15 protein-coding genes and 1 tRNA gene are annotated in these 16,996 nt (G+C 43.1%); 13 read left to right on the forward strand and 3 right to left on the reverse strand.

Going from position 1 to position 16,996, the window contains the following annotated elements:
* The first annotated feature begins 16 nt into the window (after window positions 1–16).
* The 7 genes from BHV72_RS11330 to BHV72_RS11360 all read left to right on the forward strand — a co-directional run bounded on the left by BHV72_RS11330 (window position 17) and on the right by BHV72_RS11360 (window position 9,782).
* Window positions 17–1,360 carry a citrate/2-methylcitrate synthase gene (locus BHV72_RS11330; RefSeq protein WP_005678864.1) on the forward strand — a complete coding sequence of 448 codons (1,344 nt, stop codon included), beginning with the start codon at window positions 17–19 and terminating at the stop codon, window positions 1,358–1,360.
* Between the two features lie 194 nt (window positions 1,361–1,554).
* Window positions 1,555–2,316, forward strand: a complete 762-nt coding sequence (locus tag BHV72_RS11335) for a DUF1295 domain-containing protein (RefSeq protein WP_005678865.1) — start codon at window positions 1,555–1,557, stop codon at window positions 2,314–2,316.
* A 32-nt stretch (window positions 2,317–2,348) separates the two neighbouring features.
* Window positions 2,349–3,572, forward strand: a complete 1,224-nt coding sequence (locus tag BHV72_RS11340; protein WP_022042890.1) for an NADH:flavin oxidoreductase — start codon at window positions 2,349–2,351, stop codon at window positions 3,570–3,572.
* Window positions 3,569–4,420: an SDR family oxidoreductase gene (locus BHV72_RS11345; RefSeq protein WP_286856001.1), complete on the forward strand. Its 852-nt coding sequence runs from the start codon at window positions 3,569–3,571 to the stop codon at window positions 4,418–4,420. The genes BHV72_RS11340 and BHV72_RS11345 overlap by 4 nt, the downstream gene beginning before the upstream one ends.
* 183 nt (window positions 4,421–4,603) lie before the next feature.
* Window positions 4,604–7,018 (forward strand): TonB-dependent receptor, encoded by a 2,415-nt coding sequence (locus tag BHV72_RS11350; protein WP_195414482.1) that lies wholly within the window; start codon window positions 4,604–4,606, stop codon window positions 7,016–7,018.
* 40 nt (window positions 7,019–7,058) lie between these two features.
* Window positions 7,059–8,450: a DUF4374 domain-containing protein gene (locus tag BHV72_RS11355; protein ID WP_195414483.1), complete on the forward strand. Its 1,392-nt coding sequence runs from the start codon at window positions 7,059–7,061 to the stop codon at window positions 8,448–8,450.
* Window positions 8,451–8,549: 99 nt separating this feature from the next.
* Window positions 8,550–9,782 (forward strand): PepSY-associated TM helix domain-containing protein, encoded by a 1,233-nt coding sequence (locus BHV72_RS11360; RefSeq protein WP_055173217.1) that lies wholly within the window; start codon window positions 8,550–8,552, stop codon window positions 9,780–9,782.
* 123 nt (window positions 9,783–9,905) lie between these two features.
* Here the strand turns inward: BHV72_RS11360 and pfkA are convergent, their stop codons facing one another.
* The 3 genes from pfkA to cmk all read right to left on the reverse strand — a co-directional run bounded on the left by pfkA (window position 9,906) and on the right by cmk (window position 12,688).
* Window positions 9,906–10,886, reverse strand: a complete 981-nt coding sequence (gene pfkA, locus BHV72_RS11365; protein ID WP_005678872.1) for a 6-phosphofructokinase — start codon at window positions 10,884–10,886, stop codon at window positions 9,906–9,908.
* A 210-nt stretch (window positions 10,887–11,096) separates the two neighbouring features.
* Window positions 11,097–11,963 carry a 4-hydroxy-3-methylbut-2-enyl diphosphate reductase gene (locus BHV72_RS11370; RefSeq protein ID WP_122119151.1) on the reverse strand — a complete coding sequence of 289 codons (867 nt, stop codon included), beginning with the start codon at window positions 11,961–11,963 and terminating at the stop codon, window positions 11,097–11,099.
* Between the two features lie 41 nt (window positions 11,964–12,004).
* Entirely contained in the window at window positions 12,005–12,688 is a 684-nt protein-coding gene (gene cmk, locus BHV72_RS11375) for a (d)CMP kinase (RefSeq protein ID WP_032838601.1), read from the reverse strand.
* A 221-nt stretch (window positions 12,689–12,909) separates the two neighbouring features.
* Here cmk and BHV72_RS11380 point away from each other — a divergent pair, with 221 nt between their 5' ends.
* The 6 genes from BHV72_RS11380 to BHV72_RS11405 form a co-directional block, all read left to right on the forward strand.
* Window positions 12,910–13,593, forward strand: coding sequence for an energy transducer TonB (locus tag BHV72_RS11380; RefSeq protein WP_005678875.1), 684 nt, complete (start codon window positions 12,910–12,912; stop codon window positions 13,591–13,593).
* A 71-nt stretch (window positions 13,594–13,664) separates the two neighbouring features.
* Complete coding sequence (locus BHV72_RS11385) at window positions 13,665–14,639, forward strand: polyprenyl synthetase family protein (RefSeq protein WP_055256435.1); 975 nt, start codon at window positions 13,665–13,667, stop codon at window positions 14,637–14,639.
* Between the two features lie 17 nt (window positions 14,640–14,656).
* The gene (locus tag BHV72_RS11390) at window positions 14,657–15,373 is read left to right on the forward strand and encodes a hypothetical protein (RefSeq protein ID WP_005678877.1); all 717 of its coding nucleotides are present in this window, start codon (window positions 14,657–14,659) and stop codon (window positions 15,371–15,373) included.
* Complete coding sequence (locus BHV72_RS11395; RefSeq protein WP_055256433.1) at window positions 15,367–16,143, forward strand: TatD family hydrolase; 777 nt, start codon at window positions 15,367–15,369, stop codon at window positions 16,141–16,143. Before BHV72_RS11390 ends, BHV72_RS11395 begins: the two co-directional genes overlap by 7 nt.
* Before the next feature lie 120 nt (window positions 16,144–16,263).
* Window positions 16,264–16,351, forward strand: a tRNA-Ser gene (locus BHV72_RS11400).
* A 75-nt stretch (window positions 16,352–16,426) separates the two neighbouring features.
* The coding region (locus tag BHV72_RS11405; protein ID WP_286856010.1) for a MotA/TolQ/ExbB proton channel family protein at window positions 16,427–16,996 on the forward strand (570 nt) is incomplete at its 3' end.

A 16,996-nucleotide genomic window follows, 5' to 3' on the forward strand; every position in this document is an offset into this window, starting at 1 on the left:
TTAAAAACATACGAATATGAAGAAAGAGTACCTGATTTACAAGCTGTCCGAAGAAATGAAGGAAGCTACCCGGATTGATACAGCATTGTTCCCCAAGTTCGACGTGAAACGCGGGCTACGTAATGAAGATGGCACAGGTGTACTGGTAGGTCTGACCAGAATTGGTAATGTAGTAGGCTACGAACGTATTCCGGGCGGCGGACTGAAACCGATTCCCGGCAAACTGTTCTATCGCGGTTATGATGTGGAAGATATTTCTCATGCAATCATCAAAGAGAAACGTTTCGGTTTTGAGGAAGTGGCGTACCTGTTACTTTCCGGTCGTCTGCCGGACAAGGAGGAACTAGCTTCATTCTGCGAACTGATTAATGATAATATGGCACTGGAGCAGAAAACGAAGATGAATATCATCGAGTTGGAAGGTAACAACATTATGAACATCCTTGCACGCAGCGTACTCGAAATGTATCGCTTCGATCCGGATGCGGACGACACTTCTCGTGATAACCTGATGCGTCAAAGTATCGACCTTATTTCAAAATTCCCTACCATTATTGCTTATGCTTATAATATGCTGCGTCATGCTACTTTCGGACGTTCGCTGCATATCCGACATCCGCAGGAGAAACTCTCTATCGCTGAAAACTTCCTGTATATGCTGAAAAAAGACTATACCGAACTGGATGCACGTACTCTTGACCTGCTTCTGATTCTTCAGGCAGAACACGGTGGTGGTAATAACTCGACTTTTACTGTCCGTGTCACTTCTTCTACCGGAACAGATACTTACTCGGCCATTGCCGCAGGTATCGGTTCTCTGAAAGGCCCGCTTCACGGAGGTGCAAATATTCAGGTTGCTGATATGTTCCATCATTTGCAGGAGAACATCAAGGACTGGACAAATGTTGATGAGATTGACACCTACTTTACTCGTATGCTGAATAAAGAGGTTTATAATAAGACCGGATTGATTTATGGTATTGGTCATGCCGTTTACACGATTTCCGACCCGCGTGCACTTTTACTAAAAGAATTGGCACGTGATCTGGCACGTGAAAAAGGCAAGGAACGTGAGTTTGCCTTCCTCGAACTTTTGGAAGAACGGGCGATCGCGACTTTCGGACGCATCAAGAATAACGGCAAGACAGTATCGAGCAACATTGACTTCTATTCGGGCTTTGTGTATGAAATGATCGGATTGCCGCAGGAAATCTTCACTCCTTTGTTTGCAATGGCACGTATCGTAGGCTGGTGTGCCCACCGCAATGAAGAATTGAACTTCGAAGGCAAACGTATTATCCGTCCGGCTTATAAGAACGTGCTTGATGATCTGGCTTATATCCCAATAAAGAAACGCTGACAGGAAACAATCCTTTTATTGAATAGATAAGTGTAGTCCCCAGGTGTATATTCCGATCATTTCCGGAGGTATGCCTGGGGATAAGTGTTTTTTAGAGAAAACTTTCTGTGTGTCATCGAGTTTTTATTTAAGGAGTTTTGCGTTGCAATTTTCCTCTTTTTTGTTACTTTTGCACATTGTAAAAGAATATCTGTATGACTATGAATGCATTTAATCTGTTTTTGGGCATAATGAGCCTGATCGCTCTGATTGTTTTTATTGCCCTTTACTTTGTGAAAGCCGGATATGGTATTTTTCGTACCGCTTCGTGGGGTGTGGCTATTTCCAATAAGTTGGCTTGGATATTAATGGAGGCCCCTGTATTTTTAGTTATGTGTTGGATGTGGGTGCATTCGGAACGCCGTTTTGATCCCGTCATACTGATGTTCTTCATATTCTTCCAGATTCATTATTTCCAGCGTGCATTCGTTTTTCCTCTATTGCTGACCGGAAAGAGTAAAATGCCGTTAGCTATTATGTCAATGGGCATTCTTTTTAATTTGTTGAACGGATATATGCAAGGACAATGGATATTTCATCTTGCGCCTGAAGGAATGTACGGCATTGATTGGTTTATGTCACCATGGTTTATTCTCGGAACTCTGCTTTTTTTTACTGGTATGCTGGTGAACTGGCACTCGGATTATATCATCCGGCATTTGCGAAAGCCGGGAGATACCCGCCACTATCTGCCTCAAAAAGGGATGTACCGCTACGTTACTTCCGCCAATTACTTCGGCGAAATAGTAGAGTGGGCAGGCTGGGCGATACTCACCTGTTCACTTTCCGGACTTGTGTTTCTTTGGTGGACGATCGCTAACCTTGTCCCGCGTGCCAACGCAATCTGGCACCGTTACCGCGAGGAATTCGGTGATGAGGTGGGAAATAGGAAACGTGTATTCCCTTTTCTGTATTAAGGCTATCTTTTGACAAAATATATCATACTACTATGAAATCAAAGTTATTTACCCCGGTCACTTTTGGACCTTTGACACTTCGCAACCGGACCATTCGTTCGGCAGCTTTTGAAAGTATGTGTCCGGGAAACGCCCCTTCACAAATGTTGTTGGATTATCACCGTTCGGTAGCCGCAGGCGGGGTTGGCATGACGACGGTTGCTTATGCTGCCGTGACACAAAGCGGGCTTTCTTTTGACCGCCAATTATGGTTACGATCTTCCATAATTCCCGGTTTACGCGAAGTGACCGACGCCATACACGATGAGGGTGCCGCAGCAGGTATACAAATCGGTCATTGCGGTAATATGTCCCACAAGAACATTTGTGGAGTAACTCCTATCTCTGCTTCTTCCGGTTTCAATCTTTACTCTCCGACCTTTGTGCGCGGAATGAGGAAAGAAGAACTTCCTGAAATGGCGCGTGCTTATGGAAAGGCTGTCAATCTGGCTAGAGAAGCTGGTTTCGACGCTGTTGAGGTTCACGCCGGACATGGATATCTGATTAGCCAGTTCCTTTCCCCTTACACGAATCACCGGAAGGATGAATACGGAGGTTCGTTGGAAAACCGGATGCGTTTTATGGATATAGTGATGAAAGAAGTGATGAAAGCTGCCGGTAGCGATATGGCGGTTCTTGTGAAAATGAATATGCGCGACGGTTTCAAAGGTGGAATGGAGTCGGAGGAAACGATACAAGTAGCCCGACGCCTGCTCGAACTGGGTGCTCACGGGCTGGTATTGAGCGGTGGTTTCGTCAGTCGTGCGCCGATGTATGTGATGCGAGGGGCGATGCCTATCCGTTCTATGGCTTATTATATGAATTGCTGGTGGCTGAAATATGGCATTCGGATGTTCGGAAAATGGATGATTCCGACTGTTCCTTTCAAAGAGGCATATTTTCTCGAAGATGCGCTGAAGTTCCGTGAGGCCCTTCCGGGTGCTCCGTTAATTTATGTAGGCGGCCTTGTTTCTCGTGAGAAAATTGATGAAGTGCTGGATGCCGGCTTTGATGCTGTTCAAATGGCACGTGCCCTGCTGAATGAACCGGGATTTGTGAACCGTATGGCACGTGAAGACCGTGCACGTTGTAATTGCGGGCATAGCAATTATTGCATTGGCCGTATGTACACGATCGAAATGGCTTGTCATAAACATTTGAATGAAGAACTGCCTCCTTGTCTGCAAAAGGAGATTGAAAAATTGGAAAAACAATGAATGAAGTGAAATGGGCGATCATTACCGGAGCTGACGGAGGCATGGGAACGGAGATAACCCGTGCCGTGGCCACAGCCGGCTATCATGTCATAATGGCTTGTTATAACCCGCAAAAAGCGGAAAACGTGTGCCAACGTTTAATGAAAGAAACCGGAAATCCGAATTTGGAAGTACTCGCTATTGATCTGTCTTCGATGCACTCCGTAGCCTCTTTTACTGATCGGATTTTGGAACGTAAACTTTCCATTTCCTTGTTGATGAATAATGCCGGGACAATGGAAACCGGATTTTCTATTACGAACGATGGATTTGAACGGACGGTCAGTGTAAATTATGTTGGTCCTTACCTGCTGACTCGTAAATTAGTTCCGACTATGGCATCCGGAGCACGTATTGTAAATATGGTTTCGTGTACGTATGCAATCGGCCGTCTTGATTTTCCTGATTTCTTTCACAGGGGGAAAACGGGAAACTTTTGGAGAATACCTGTTTATAGTAACACAAAATTGGCTTTGTTATTATTTACTTTCGAACTATCCGAGCAACTTCGGGAGAAAGGAATCACCGTCAATGCTGCCGATCCGGGAATTGTCTCTACTGATATCATCACGATGCATAAGTGGTTCGACCCTCTGACAGATATATTCTTCCGTCCTTTTATTCGTAAGCCGAAGAAAGGAGCTTCTACGGCAATTGGTCTGTTGCTGGACAAAAAAGAAGCCGGTGTGACAGGGCAACTCTATGTCAATAATCACCGGAAAAGCTTATCCGATAAGTATGTGAACCATGTACGGAAAGAGCAGTTGTGGGAAATAACGGAGCGTTTGCTGGCGCAATGGTTGGAGTAGGATTTTTTTCTCTTTTTATTTAATTTATCTAGTAATTACTTATATATAGGTATTGTGTATATCTATATGTTTAGTTTTTGTTGTCTAATTTTTACCAATAGATAGGGATTGTTTTGCACTCCTGTTTCTACTTACCTTTGCATCGCTTTTAAAGTAAATGAATAGGTATAAAGTAAAAAGGAGATGATTAATAAATGTTTTTTGGTTTTTCTAGTATTCTTATTTTCTGTATCAGCATATTCACAGCACGAGCGTCATTATACTAGTATGATTTCGGGCAGAGTGATATCTACAGAAAAGGAGGTCGTAGATTTTGCGACGGTCTATCTGAAAGGAACGAACTATGGCAGTTATACGAACGAAAAGGGAATTTATCACTTGAAAACTGTGGAAGGTGAATATATACTTGTCGTTTCGGCTGTAGGTTATCAAACAGTAGAAAAGAAGGTTAAATTAGCTAAAGGAGAAAGGATACAGGTCAATGTCACCATTGCACCGAAAGTGAAAGAGTTGGGAGAGGTCGTAGTAACAACTTCCGGAGTTGGCCGGGTAAATAAGTCAGCCTTTAATGCGGTAGCCGTTGACGCGAAGAAGTTGCATAACAGTACACAGACTTTAGCCGGCGCACTGACTAAGGTGCCGGGGGTAAAACTCCGTGAGTCAGGCGGAGTAGGATCGGATATGCAGTTGTATATTGACGGTTTTAGCGGGCGGCATGTGAAAATCTTTATTGACGGAATACCGCAAGAAGGGGCCGGTGCTGCATTCGATTTGAATAATGTTCCTATTAATTATGCAGATCGCATAGAGGTGTACAAAGGTGTGGTTCCCGTAGGATTCGGTACGGATGCTATCGGGGGAGTGGTTAATATTGTCACTAACAAACAACCCGGGAAGTGGTTTCTGGATGCTTCTTATTCTTACGGTTCATTTAACACTCATAAGTCATACGTACGTTTCGGACAAATATTCAAGAATGGTTTTATGTATGAAGTGAACGCTTTTCAGAATTTTTCGGATAATGATTATTATGTAGATACGTATGTACGTGACTTTGAAATCAGAGAAGATGGAAGTGTGCGTTTTCCGCCACTCGACAAAAGTAAGATTTACCATCTGAAACGTTTCAATGACCAATACCATAATGAAGCTGTGATTGGAAAAATCGGTGTGGTTGGAAAAAAATGGGCGGACAGATTGGCTCTGAGCTTCAATTATTCCTATTTCTATAAAGAGATACAAACTGGTGTTTATCAAGATGTCGTGTTCGGTGAAAAATTCCGCAAAGGACATTCATTGACCCCTTCGTTGGAATACTACAAAAAGAACTTATTCGTGAAGAATTTGGATTTACTGCTGACTGCCAATTATAACCATAACCTCACTAATAATGTCGATACCGCTTCACGGGCTTACAACTGGCGTGGTGAGTTTTACGAAAGGGGCAGCCGGGGAGAACAGTCTTATCAGAATAGTGAATCTAAAAACAAGAACTGGAATGGAACGCTGAGGATGAATTATCATATCGGAGAGGCGCATACGTTTACTTTTAGCCATGTGGTAAGTGATTTTGAACGTACAAGCCGCTCTATCATAGGTGCTTCTTCCAAATTTACGGATTTTAGTATTCCTAAAATTACACGTAAGAATGTCAGCGGTCTTTCTTATCGCCTGATGCCGTCGGACAAATGGAATATTTCGGCATTTGCCAAGCATTACCGGCAATACAACAAAGGTCCGGTGTCACAGAGTACGGATGGCATAGGTAATTATATAAATTTATCCAATACGGTAAGTGCTTTCGGATACGGTGCTGCGGGTACATATTTTTTATGGAAAGATTTTCAGGTAAAACTTTCTTATGAAAAGGCTTTTCGGCTTCCTACGACAGACGAACTGTTTGGTGATGAAGACTTGGAAGCCGGTAAAGTAAATCTGAAGCCGGAGAAAAGTGATAATCTGAATCTGAGTTTCAGCTATAATTATCAGTTTGGCAAACACGGGGTGTATGCCGAGGCCGGCTTGATATATCGGGATACGAAAGATTACATAAAAAGAGGATTGGATGTATTGGGGGGAACAAGTTACGGATACTATGAGAATCATGGGCATGTGAGGACTAAAGGATATAATTTATCGCTGCTTTATAGCTTCTCGCACTGGTTCGATGTAGGCGGTACATTTAATTGTATTGATACCCGTGACTATGAAAAGTACCTGGCAGGCACCTCTTTGCAGGAAAGTATGCATTACAAGGTGCGTATGCCGAATCTCCCTTATCGTTACGCCAATATAAATGCTAATTTCCATTGGAATGACCTGTTTATTAAGGGAAATGTACTGACGATAGGCTATGATAGCTACTGGCAACACGATTTCCCTCTTTATTGGGAGAATATCGGCGATAAAGATTCAAAAAACATGGTGCCGGAACAGTTTTCTCATAATTTATCCTTGTCCTATACAATGAAGAACGGGCGCTATAACGTATCATTTGAATGTCAGAATTTCACGGATGCGCAACTGTTTGACAATTTCAGCCTACAAAAGGCTGGACGTGCATTTTATGGAAAGTTCAGAGTGTTTTTCGGTAGATAATAAGATTAAGTTTTTAGTATAAATCAATAATAAAGAATATATGAAGAAAAAGTTTTTGCTGTGTGTGTTTGCGGCAGCCTTTTGTTTGAGTGGTGGTGTGTTTGTTGCATCTTGCGATGATGTTGATAATCCGGTGGATAACCCTTCGACTGACGGAGAAACAGCCTATGTAGTGGCTGCTACAGTTGGTGAAGCAAGTTATTTGGTGGCAGTTAGTTCTCTTGATGAAGGAACAGTATCAACAAAAGGAAAAGGTACCGAAGTGATTGGCGGTACGTATTGGGTATATAAAGGGTTGGATTATGTATTTGCTTTAGTTTATAATAAAGGTGGTGCCGGTACGGGAGCTTCTTATTATTTGGGAGCAGATGGTAAAATGAAAGAAAAATATACATATACCTTTAATCGTATCACATCGTATGGAACATGGGGAGACAAGGTGGTGACTGTTTCTACCGGAGACTCAAGTCAGAAAGACGATGAGCAGAATGTAGCTCAGGCTTTGTTGTTTAATTATCTGGACGCAACTGACGGTTCGCAAGAAGAAGGCACATTGATCGCCGAAAATTTCTTGGGTAATGGTGAAAAAGTTACTTGGGCAGGATTGGTAGAAGCTAATAATAAAATTTATACTTCTGTCATTCCGATGGGTATGAGTAAGTACGGTATTAAGGCATGGCCGGACAAAGTAACCGACCAAGAACTTATCACTAAAGCTGATGGCGGTAGTGGTAGTGGTGCTTATACGGCTGGCGTAATTCCTTCCACACAATATCCGGACAATGCTTATGTAGCAATTTATAGTGGTACTAACTTCAACGGGACACCCGTGATTGCTACGACTGATAAAATCGGTTATGCATGTGGTCGTATGCGTTCACAATATTATCAGACCATTTGGCCCGCTGATAATGGCGATGTGTATGTGTTCTCTCCCGGATATGGGCGTACGGCAGTTTCATCTTCTGATTTGAAGAAAGTGACAGGAAAGAAACCCTCAGGCGTAATGCGTATCAAAGCGGGTGCAACGGATTTCGATCCGGATTACTATGTGAACTTTGAAGAGATAGGCACTAAACATCCTATTTTCCGTTGCTGGCACATCTCTGAAGATTACTTCCTGCTTCAATTGTATAAAAAAGGAGCGGATGATATGATTCATGGCGGTACAAGTGCGGATGTCAGCGAGTTGGCTATTTTTAAGGCAGAAGATAGGACGATTATTCCTGTTACGGGTTTGCCTGCTGAAGGAAAGTTTGGCGGCGAGCCTTATGGAGAAAATGGCTATGCTTATATGGCTGTTACTGTGACTACTGGTGAACACCCTGCTTTCTATAAAATTGATACCAAAACGGGTAAGGCTGTGAAAGGTTTGACGGTAGAGGCTGACGCTATCACTACAGTAGGTAAGATGAAATATCCTTCAAAGTAACAAATACCTGTTAAATAGAAAATAGTTCTTTTTAGATGAAAGCCTGCCGAGCGGAAAGCTTTGCAGGCTTTTTCAAGAAATAGTAGTAATAAATAGATTATGAAAAAAATATTTGAAAAGATACATTTGTGGCTTTCTGTCCCTTTCGGATTGATAATCACCCTTATTTGTTTTTCCGGTGCTATGTTGGTATTCGAGGATGAGGTGAATGAGTTGTTCCGCCACGAACTTTATTATGTGGAAACAGTGGGAGAAGTCCCACTCCCTATCGAACAGTTGCTTGAAAAGGTGACAGCTACATTGCCCGACAGTGTTTCTGTGACTAGTGTCAGCATTTCTTCCGATTCCGAGCGTGCTTATCAGGTTAACCTTTCCAAACCACGTCGTGCGTCATTATATGTAGACCAATATACGGGTGAAGTAAAAGGGAAAAGTGAGCGTAGCGGCTTTTTTATGTTTATGTTTCGGATGCACCGTTGGTTGCTGGATAGTATGAATCCGGGTAATGAAGGGATCTTTTGGGGAAAGATGATTGTGGGTGTCAGCACGCTATTATTCGTTTTTGTGCTGATTTCAGGAATTGCTATCTGGTGGCCACGTACACGTAAGACACTGAAGAACAGTCTGAAAATATCAACAAAAAAAGGTTGGAAGAGGTTCTGGTATGATCTGCACGTAGCGGGAGGAATGTATTCCTTAATCTTTCTTTTAGCTATGTCGTTGACGGGGCTGACATGGTCTTTCCCGTGGTATCGGGCCGCTTTCTATAAAGTGTTCGGTGTGGAAGTGCAACAACGGGCTGCTTATGGGCAGGAGCGGAAAGGTGGTTCTCAAAAGGGAGATACCGAGCTGGCTTTGCGTGATGGAAGAAAAGAAGGGAATAAGGAACATTCGGAAAACGGTCACAATTATATACACTCTGTCACTTCACCTTTCGTCTATTGGCAAGAAGTTTACGATAAGCTAAGCCGCCAGAATCCGGAATATAAACAAATCAGTGTTGCTTCCGGTACGGCGAGCGTCTCTTTCAACCGTTTCGGAAATCAGCGTGCAGCTGACCGTTATTCTTTCAACACTGATAATGGTGAATTTACAGAAACAAATCTTTATCAACATCAGGATAAATCAGGAAAAATTCGTGGTTGGATTTACTCTGTACATGTTGGCAACTGGGGAGGAATGTTGACTCGGATTCTTACCTTTATTGCTGCTTTGATTGGTGCCTCATTGCCGTTGACCGGTTATTATTTATGGGTAAAAAAACTTATGAATAAGAGAAAACGTGAGAAAGCTATTTCTTTATCTTCCGTTGAGGCGAGAAAAATAGCATAAAGTGGCCATACGAAAAGTCTGGATATTGAATGATAAAAAGAGCGGTGGATGAATTGGAAAAACCAATTGTCCACCGCTCTCTATCTTATACTAATATAAAAAAGAATTTTTAAGAAGAATGAGTTAGATAGAAAGCTCTTTCAATACATTGACAAGATCTCTCTTAATAGGCTTGTCGTTCTTGATAGCCTTGCTGAACGGCACGTAAACGATTTCATCATGTTCGATTCCGATCATAACGTTGCGCTGGTCCTCCATGATTGCGTCGATCGCTGCCGCACCCAGACGGCTTGCCAGAATACGGTCATGAGCCGTAGGGCTACCACCACGCTGCAAGTGTCCCAAGATAGTTACGCGCACATCGTATTGCGGATATTCATTCTTTACACGTTCAGCATAATGCATGGCACCTCCGGTCAGTTCACTTTCGGCCACTAATACGATACTGCTGTTCTTTGATTTGCGGAATCCGTTCTTGATAAATTCTTCCAGTTGGTCTACTTCCGTACTGAATTCCGGAATAATGGCAGCTTCTGCTCCTGAAGCAATTGCTCCGTTCAAGGCGAGGAAACCTGCATCACGTCCCATGACTTCGACGAAGAACAGGCGCTCATGTGAAGTGGCTGTGTCGCGAATTTTGTCCACTGCATCCAGAATCGTATTCAATGCGGTATCATATCCGATGGTCGTATCTGTACCGTAGAGGTCGTTGTCAATAGTTCCCGGAAGTCCGATACACGGAACATCAAATTCCTGTGCAAAGATACGGGCACCTGTCAGCGAACCGTCACCACCGATGATAACCAAGGCATCGATGCCCTCTCTTTTCATATTATCGTAAGCCAACTGGCGGCCTTCCGGAGTAGTAAACTCCTTACAACGAGCTGTTTTCAGAATCGTTCCACCCAGTTGGATGATATTACTTACATTCTGACTTTTGAACTCTTTGATTTCGCCTGTTACCAGACCTTTGTATCCTCTGTATATACCTTTAACTTGTAATCCATTATAAATAGCTGCTCGTGTCACTGCGCGGATAGCTGCGTTCATCCCCGGAGCATCACCTCCGGAAGTCAAAATACCGATACACTTAACTGTTCCCATAACTTAAATATTTGTTTGACGTGGCAAATGTACAATAAAAAGTTGAAAGCGATGTTCCGGAAGTTCTTTTTCATGTGAAGAAAACATTAAAAATACTCAAATTGGTCTTTCTTACTTTCTTTTTATTCTTTTGTGGCAAGAAAACTGTAAGAATATTGACACATTGTCGCTCTCTAAAATCTTCTTCTTCGGATTGCTTCTGATTAAAAACTAAGATATTAATGCTTGAATGTGTTTGTATATTTTCTCCATTAACCATTTGGGAGTAGAAGTTGCTCCACACACCCCGATAGATGTTACATTTTGAATGAGCGAAGGATCAATCTCCTCCTCATTATCTATCAGATGAGAGTTGGGGTTTACCTTCAAACATTCTTCAAACAGCATTTTTCCGTTCGAACTTTTCTTGCCACTGACGAAAAATATCAAATCGTGCGACGCTGCAAACTCCCGTAGCTTGGGCATACGGTTGGCAACCTGGCGACAGATCGTGTCATAATATTCAAAAGTGGCTTCCGGCGAAATGTTCTGTTTGATGTATTCTACAATTTCCTGAAACTCATCCAATGACTTCGTGGTCTGGGAAAAAAGCCGGATACTCTTACTCAAATCCAGTTTTTTCGCTTCTTCCGCTTTTTCGATGACGATCGCTTTTCCGTCCGTCTGTCCTACCAGCCCCAACACTTCGGCATGACCCGTTTTGCCGTATATGACGATTTGTTTCTCCGGATGTTCGTTTTCCAGAAATTCCTGTTTGATCCGTTTCTGTAATCTGAGCACTACCGGGCAAGTTGCATCAATAATTTCTATATTGTTTTCGCGGGCAATAATGTAAGTCTCCGGCGGTTCCCCATGTGCGCGAAGCAACACCTTGGCATTCCGTAACTTCTTGAATTCCTCGCGGTTAATAGTGATTAGTCCCATTGTTTTCAGCCTGTCTACCTCCCGGCTGTTGTGTACGATATCTCCAAGGCAATAGAGCGTTTCACCCTTTGCCAGTTCCTCCTCTGCTTTGTGAATGGCCGTCACCACACCGAAACAGAATCCGGAACCTTCGTCTATTTCTACTTTAATCATAAAATTTTATTTGAGAGTGATAAGGGGCTTCCTACTGAAAACTAGTTGGTAACTTTATTAAATTGATCAAACAGCCATTCTTTCTGTTGTGCAATGGTCAGATTCGTATTATCCAGCAGCAAGGCGTCATCCGCTTTGCGTAACGGACTGACATCACGGTGCTGGTCGATGTAATCCCGTTGTTTCACATTCTCCAGAATTTCGTCGAAACTGGCTTCCTGTCCTTTCGCTTTCAGTTCGTCATAGCGGCGCCGGGCACGGATTTCCGGCGTAGCTGTCACGAATATTTTCAGTTCGGCATTTGGGAAAACTGTTGTTCCGATATCGCGTCCGTCCATTACAATTCCTTTTTTAGCTCCCATAGACTGCTGTTGGGCTACCATTTCTTTGCGTACAAAGTCGAGTGCACTGATCGGACTGACCTTGGAAGACACGCTCATCGAGCGTATCTTATCTTCCACATTAACATCGTTGAGATAGGTTTCGGGGCGTCCTTCCTTGTTCAGTCGGAAAGAGATATGAATATTCCCGATTTCTTTTTTCAGTTTCTCCGTATCGATGATGTCGCCGTCGAAAATACCATTCTCTATGCTGTATAAGGTAACCGCGCGATACATGGCCCCGCTGTCAATGTAAATATACCCCACTTCACGCGCTAAATCCTTTGCCATAGTACTTTTCCCGCAAGAGGAAAAGCCGTCAATTGCTATTGTTATCTTTTTCATATTCAGTTCATCTGATTTGTCCGCCAAAGATACGTTTATTTTGAAAATCAGCCATGCGTTTCCCCTATAAAAGCAGTGGAATAAGTCTGAAAGAATTAAAAAAGTTAAAAAGTCGGATAAAAAGAGGAGGAGAGAAGAAGGGTTATCTGAAAATGTACTATATTTGCCCAGAGACACATAGATAGACACTTTTTTTATTAATCATTATATTAATTATTTTTATGGAAGTTAAAAAATCACCCAAAGCCGACCTGGAAGGCAGAAAGTCTACATGGTTGCTCGTTGGTTACGTGGTAGTATTAGCTTTCATGTTCGTGGCGTTCGAATGGACCCAGCGTGACGTGAAGATTGATACAAGCCAGGCAGTAGCTGACCTTGTGTTTGAAGAGGAAATCATTCCTATTACCGAAACTCCTGAACAACAGGCTCCACCACCACCTGAAGCTCCGAAAGTGGCTGAATTGCTGGAGATCGTCGACGATAAAGCCGAAATTGATGAAACAACAACCATTATCAATGAAGATAATGCTGCTCCGGTAGAAGTAAAATATGTACCGGTACAGGTTGTTGAAGAAGAGCCGGAAGAACAGACTATCTTTGAAGTTGTAGAGAACATGCCGGACTTCCCTGGCGGACAAGCAGCTTTGATGCAGTATTTGGCTAAGAACATCAAATATCCTACTATCGCACAGGAAAACGGAACTCAAGGACGTGTAATCGTACAGTTCGTTGTCAACAGAGACGGTAGTATCGTAGATGCGAAAGTGGTACGTAGCGTTGACCCGTATCTGGATAAAGAAGCTCTCCGCGTGATTAACACCATGCCGAAATGGAAACCTGGTATGCAGCGTGGAAAACCGGTACGTGTTAAATTTACGGTTCCTGTAATGTTCAGATTGCAGTAATTTGTATACACTATAAATTAAGAGGCTGCTTTCGGCAGCCTCTTTTTATTCATTAATCTTTCTAATTCATCATGTTTACAGCTTCTCAACTACTCGATAAGATAAATAATTATATTTCTGAAATTCAGTTTACCCGGGAACCGAAAGGACTTTATGAACCGATTGAATACATCCTTTCACTGGGAGGGAAGCGGATACGACCAGTATTAATGTTGATGGCATATAACCTGTATCGGGAGGATGTTGCTTCTATATATGACCCTGCCGCTGCCATTGAAGTATATCATAATCACACTTTGTTACATGATGATTTAATGGACCGCTCAGATATGCGCCGGGGAAAACCGACCGTGCATAAAGTATGGAATGATAATACCGCTATTCTGTCGGGAGACGCCATGCTTATTCTGGCATTCCGCCTGATGACGGCTGCTCCGTCGGAGCACTTGAAGGAGGTCATGGAATTATTCGGTCTGACTACATTGGAGATTTGTGAGGGGCAACAGCTGGATATGGAATTTGAGTCTCGTGATAACGTCACGGAAGACGAATATATCGAAATGATACGCCTCAAAACGGCCGTGTTGCTTGCCGGCAGTTTGAAGATTGGTGCAATTCTGGCAGGAGCGACTGCCGAAGATGCTGAAAATCTATATAATTTTGGTATGCAGATAGGAGTTGCATTCCAGTTGCAGGATGATTTGCTTGATGTCTATGGTGACCCGGAAGTGTTCGGGAAGAAAATAGGCGGAGATATTCTTTGCAACAAAAAGACGTATATGTTGATAAAAGCTTTGAACCGCGCGGACGAAAAGCAACGGGAAGAATTGGACCGTTGGCTGAATGCGGACGATTGTCAGCCTGCCGAAAAAATAGAAGCGGTGACCGGACTGTATAATCAGTTGGATATACGTAATGTTTGCGAAAATAAAATGCGTGAATACTACACAAGTGCTATGGAAAGTCTGGCAGCAGTTGCCGTAGCCGAGGAACGGAAAAAAGAATTAAAGAACCTGGTGAAGCTGTTGATGTACCGTGAAATGTAGCTAAGTTCTTGAATAATATGCCATATAGAAGACTACCAAATACAGACCAAGCCAGAGTTCGGGCGCTGAAAGCAGCGGTCGAAAAGGGCGATTTGTATAGTGTCCGTGATTTGGCTATTTCATTGAAAACATTGTTCGAAGCACGCAATTTCCTGCAAAGGTTTGAAGCGGCGCAGATTTACTATACACAGTGTTATGACAATCAGGCGAAGGCCAGCCGCAAACATCAGGCTAATGTAAAAACGGCCCGTCTGTATATTTCCCACTTTATTCAGGTACTCAACCTGGCTGTACTGCGGGATGAAATTAAAACATCGCATAAAAATATGTACGGGTTGCCCGAAGCGAATGTAGTGCCCGACCTCTTGAGCGAAGCCGCTTTGGTGGAGTGGGGAAAGAAAATAATCGAAGGCGAACAGCAACGGACTGCCCAAGGTGGCATACCCATTTACAATCCGACCATTGCGCGCGTGAAAGTGCATTACGACATCTTCCTTGACAGCTATGAACGGCAGAAAAACCTTCAGGCACTAACCAATCGCAGCTTGGAAGAACTCGCTTCCATGCGTGGTCGTGCCGACGAATTAATTCTGGACATCTGGAATCAGGTGGAAACTAAATATCAGGACGTCACTCCGAATGAAGTCCGACTGGATAAATGCCGTGATTACGGATTGATCTATTATTACCGTTCCAGCGAAAAAGTAAAAGAAGAAAACGAACTGACATGCTGATAGATACCCATTCTCATCTTTTTTTAGAAGAATTTTCCGAAGATTTGCCACAGGTAATGGAACGTGCACGGAAAGCAGGCGTTTCCCGTATTTTCATGCCCAATATTGACAGTATGACAATCGAACCAATGTTGTCTGTCTGTGCCGATTATCCGGACCTTTGTTATCCGATGATCGGTCTGCATCCGACTTCGGTCAACGAGACGTACGAGCGGGAACTGGCAATTGTACGTGAACGTCTGTCGGCCCCGAACAACTTCGTGGCAATCGGCGAAATAGGACTGGACCTTTATTGGGATAAAACCTTCCTGAACGAGCAACTGTTTGTCCTTGAAAAGCAGATCGAGTGGGCGCTTGAATATAATTTTCCTATTGTTATTCATTCCAGGGAGGCGTTCGATTATATATATAAGGTAATGAAAACCTATAAAAACACCCCATTGACCGGTATTTTTCATAGTTTCACCGGGACGCCCGATGAGGCGGCGAAGTTGTTGGAGTTTGAAGGGTTTATGCTGGGTATTAACGGAGTGGTCACTTTTAAAAAGTCAACTTTGCCGGACACTTTGCGGACAGTTCCCTTGGAGCGTATTGTGCTCGAAACCGATTCCCCCTATCTGACTCCCGTCCCGAATCGCGGAAAAAGGAATGAGAGCGCCAATGTGCGGGACACCTTTCTGAAAATAGCTGAGATTTATCAGATGAATCCGGAGTACGTTGCACAAGTCACTACCGAAAACGCGCTAAAAGTGTTTGTAATCCGCAAATAAGCTCCGAAAGGTTTTAAATTATATTAATTTGCAGTATTTATTCAAGATAAAAAACGGATAATGCTTTATGAAAAGAAAAAAACGGATACATTTGTAGCTGAAAATGCAGGAAACCCATTGGGAGAGATGCTCGAGTGGTTGAAGAGGCACGCCTGGAAAGCGTGTATACGCCAAAAGTGTATCCGGGGTTCGAATCCCCGTCTCTCCGCGTAATGAAAAGAGAAATGTGAAGTAAATACAATAAATAATAATCAATTAATTAATCTTAAAAATTAGACACACAATGAAAAAGTTATTTGCAATTGTTGCTGTGATTGGGGCCTTTACATTTGGCTCAATTCAACTTGCTCAGGCTCAAGACGCTCCTGCAGCAGAACAAACTGAACAACAAGCTGCTCCTGCTGCTGAAGCTACTACAGCTGCTGCTCCTGCTGCAGAAGAAGGTGGTATTCACAAGGAAATCAAAGTTAAATTCATCGAAGGTACTGCATCTTTCATGAGTTTGGTAGCAATCGCTTTGGTGATTGGTTTGGCATTCTGTATCGAACGTATCATCTATTTGAGCTTGGCTGAAATCAACACAAAGAAATTCATGGCATCTATCGAAGCTGCTTTGGAAAAAGGAGATGTTGAAGCTGCTAAAGACATTGCCCGTAACACTAGAGGTCCTGTTGCTTCTATCTACTACCAAGGTCTGATGAGAATCGATCAAGGTATCGATGTAGTTGAGAAGTCAGTTGTATCTTACGGTGGCGTACAGGCTGGTTACCTTGAAAAAGGATGTTCTTGGATCACACTGTTTATCGCAATGGCTCCGTCACTCGGATTCTTGGGTACTGTAATCGGTATGGTG

Origin of the sequence: Bacteroides sp. 43_46, assembly GCF_001915455.1 — a bacterium.
GTDB classification, from domain to species: Bacteria; Bacteroidota; Bacteroidia; order Bacteroidales; family Bacteroidaceae; genus Bacteroides; species Bacteroides caccae.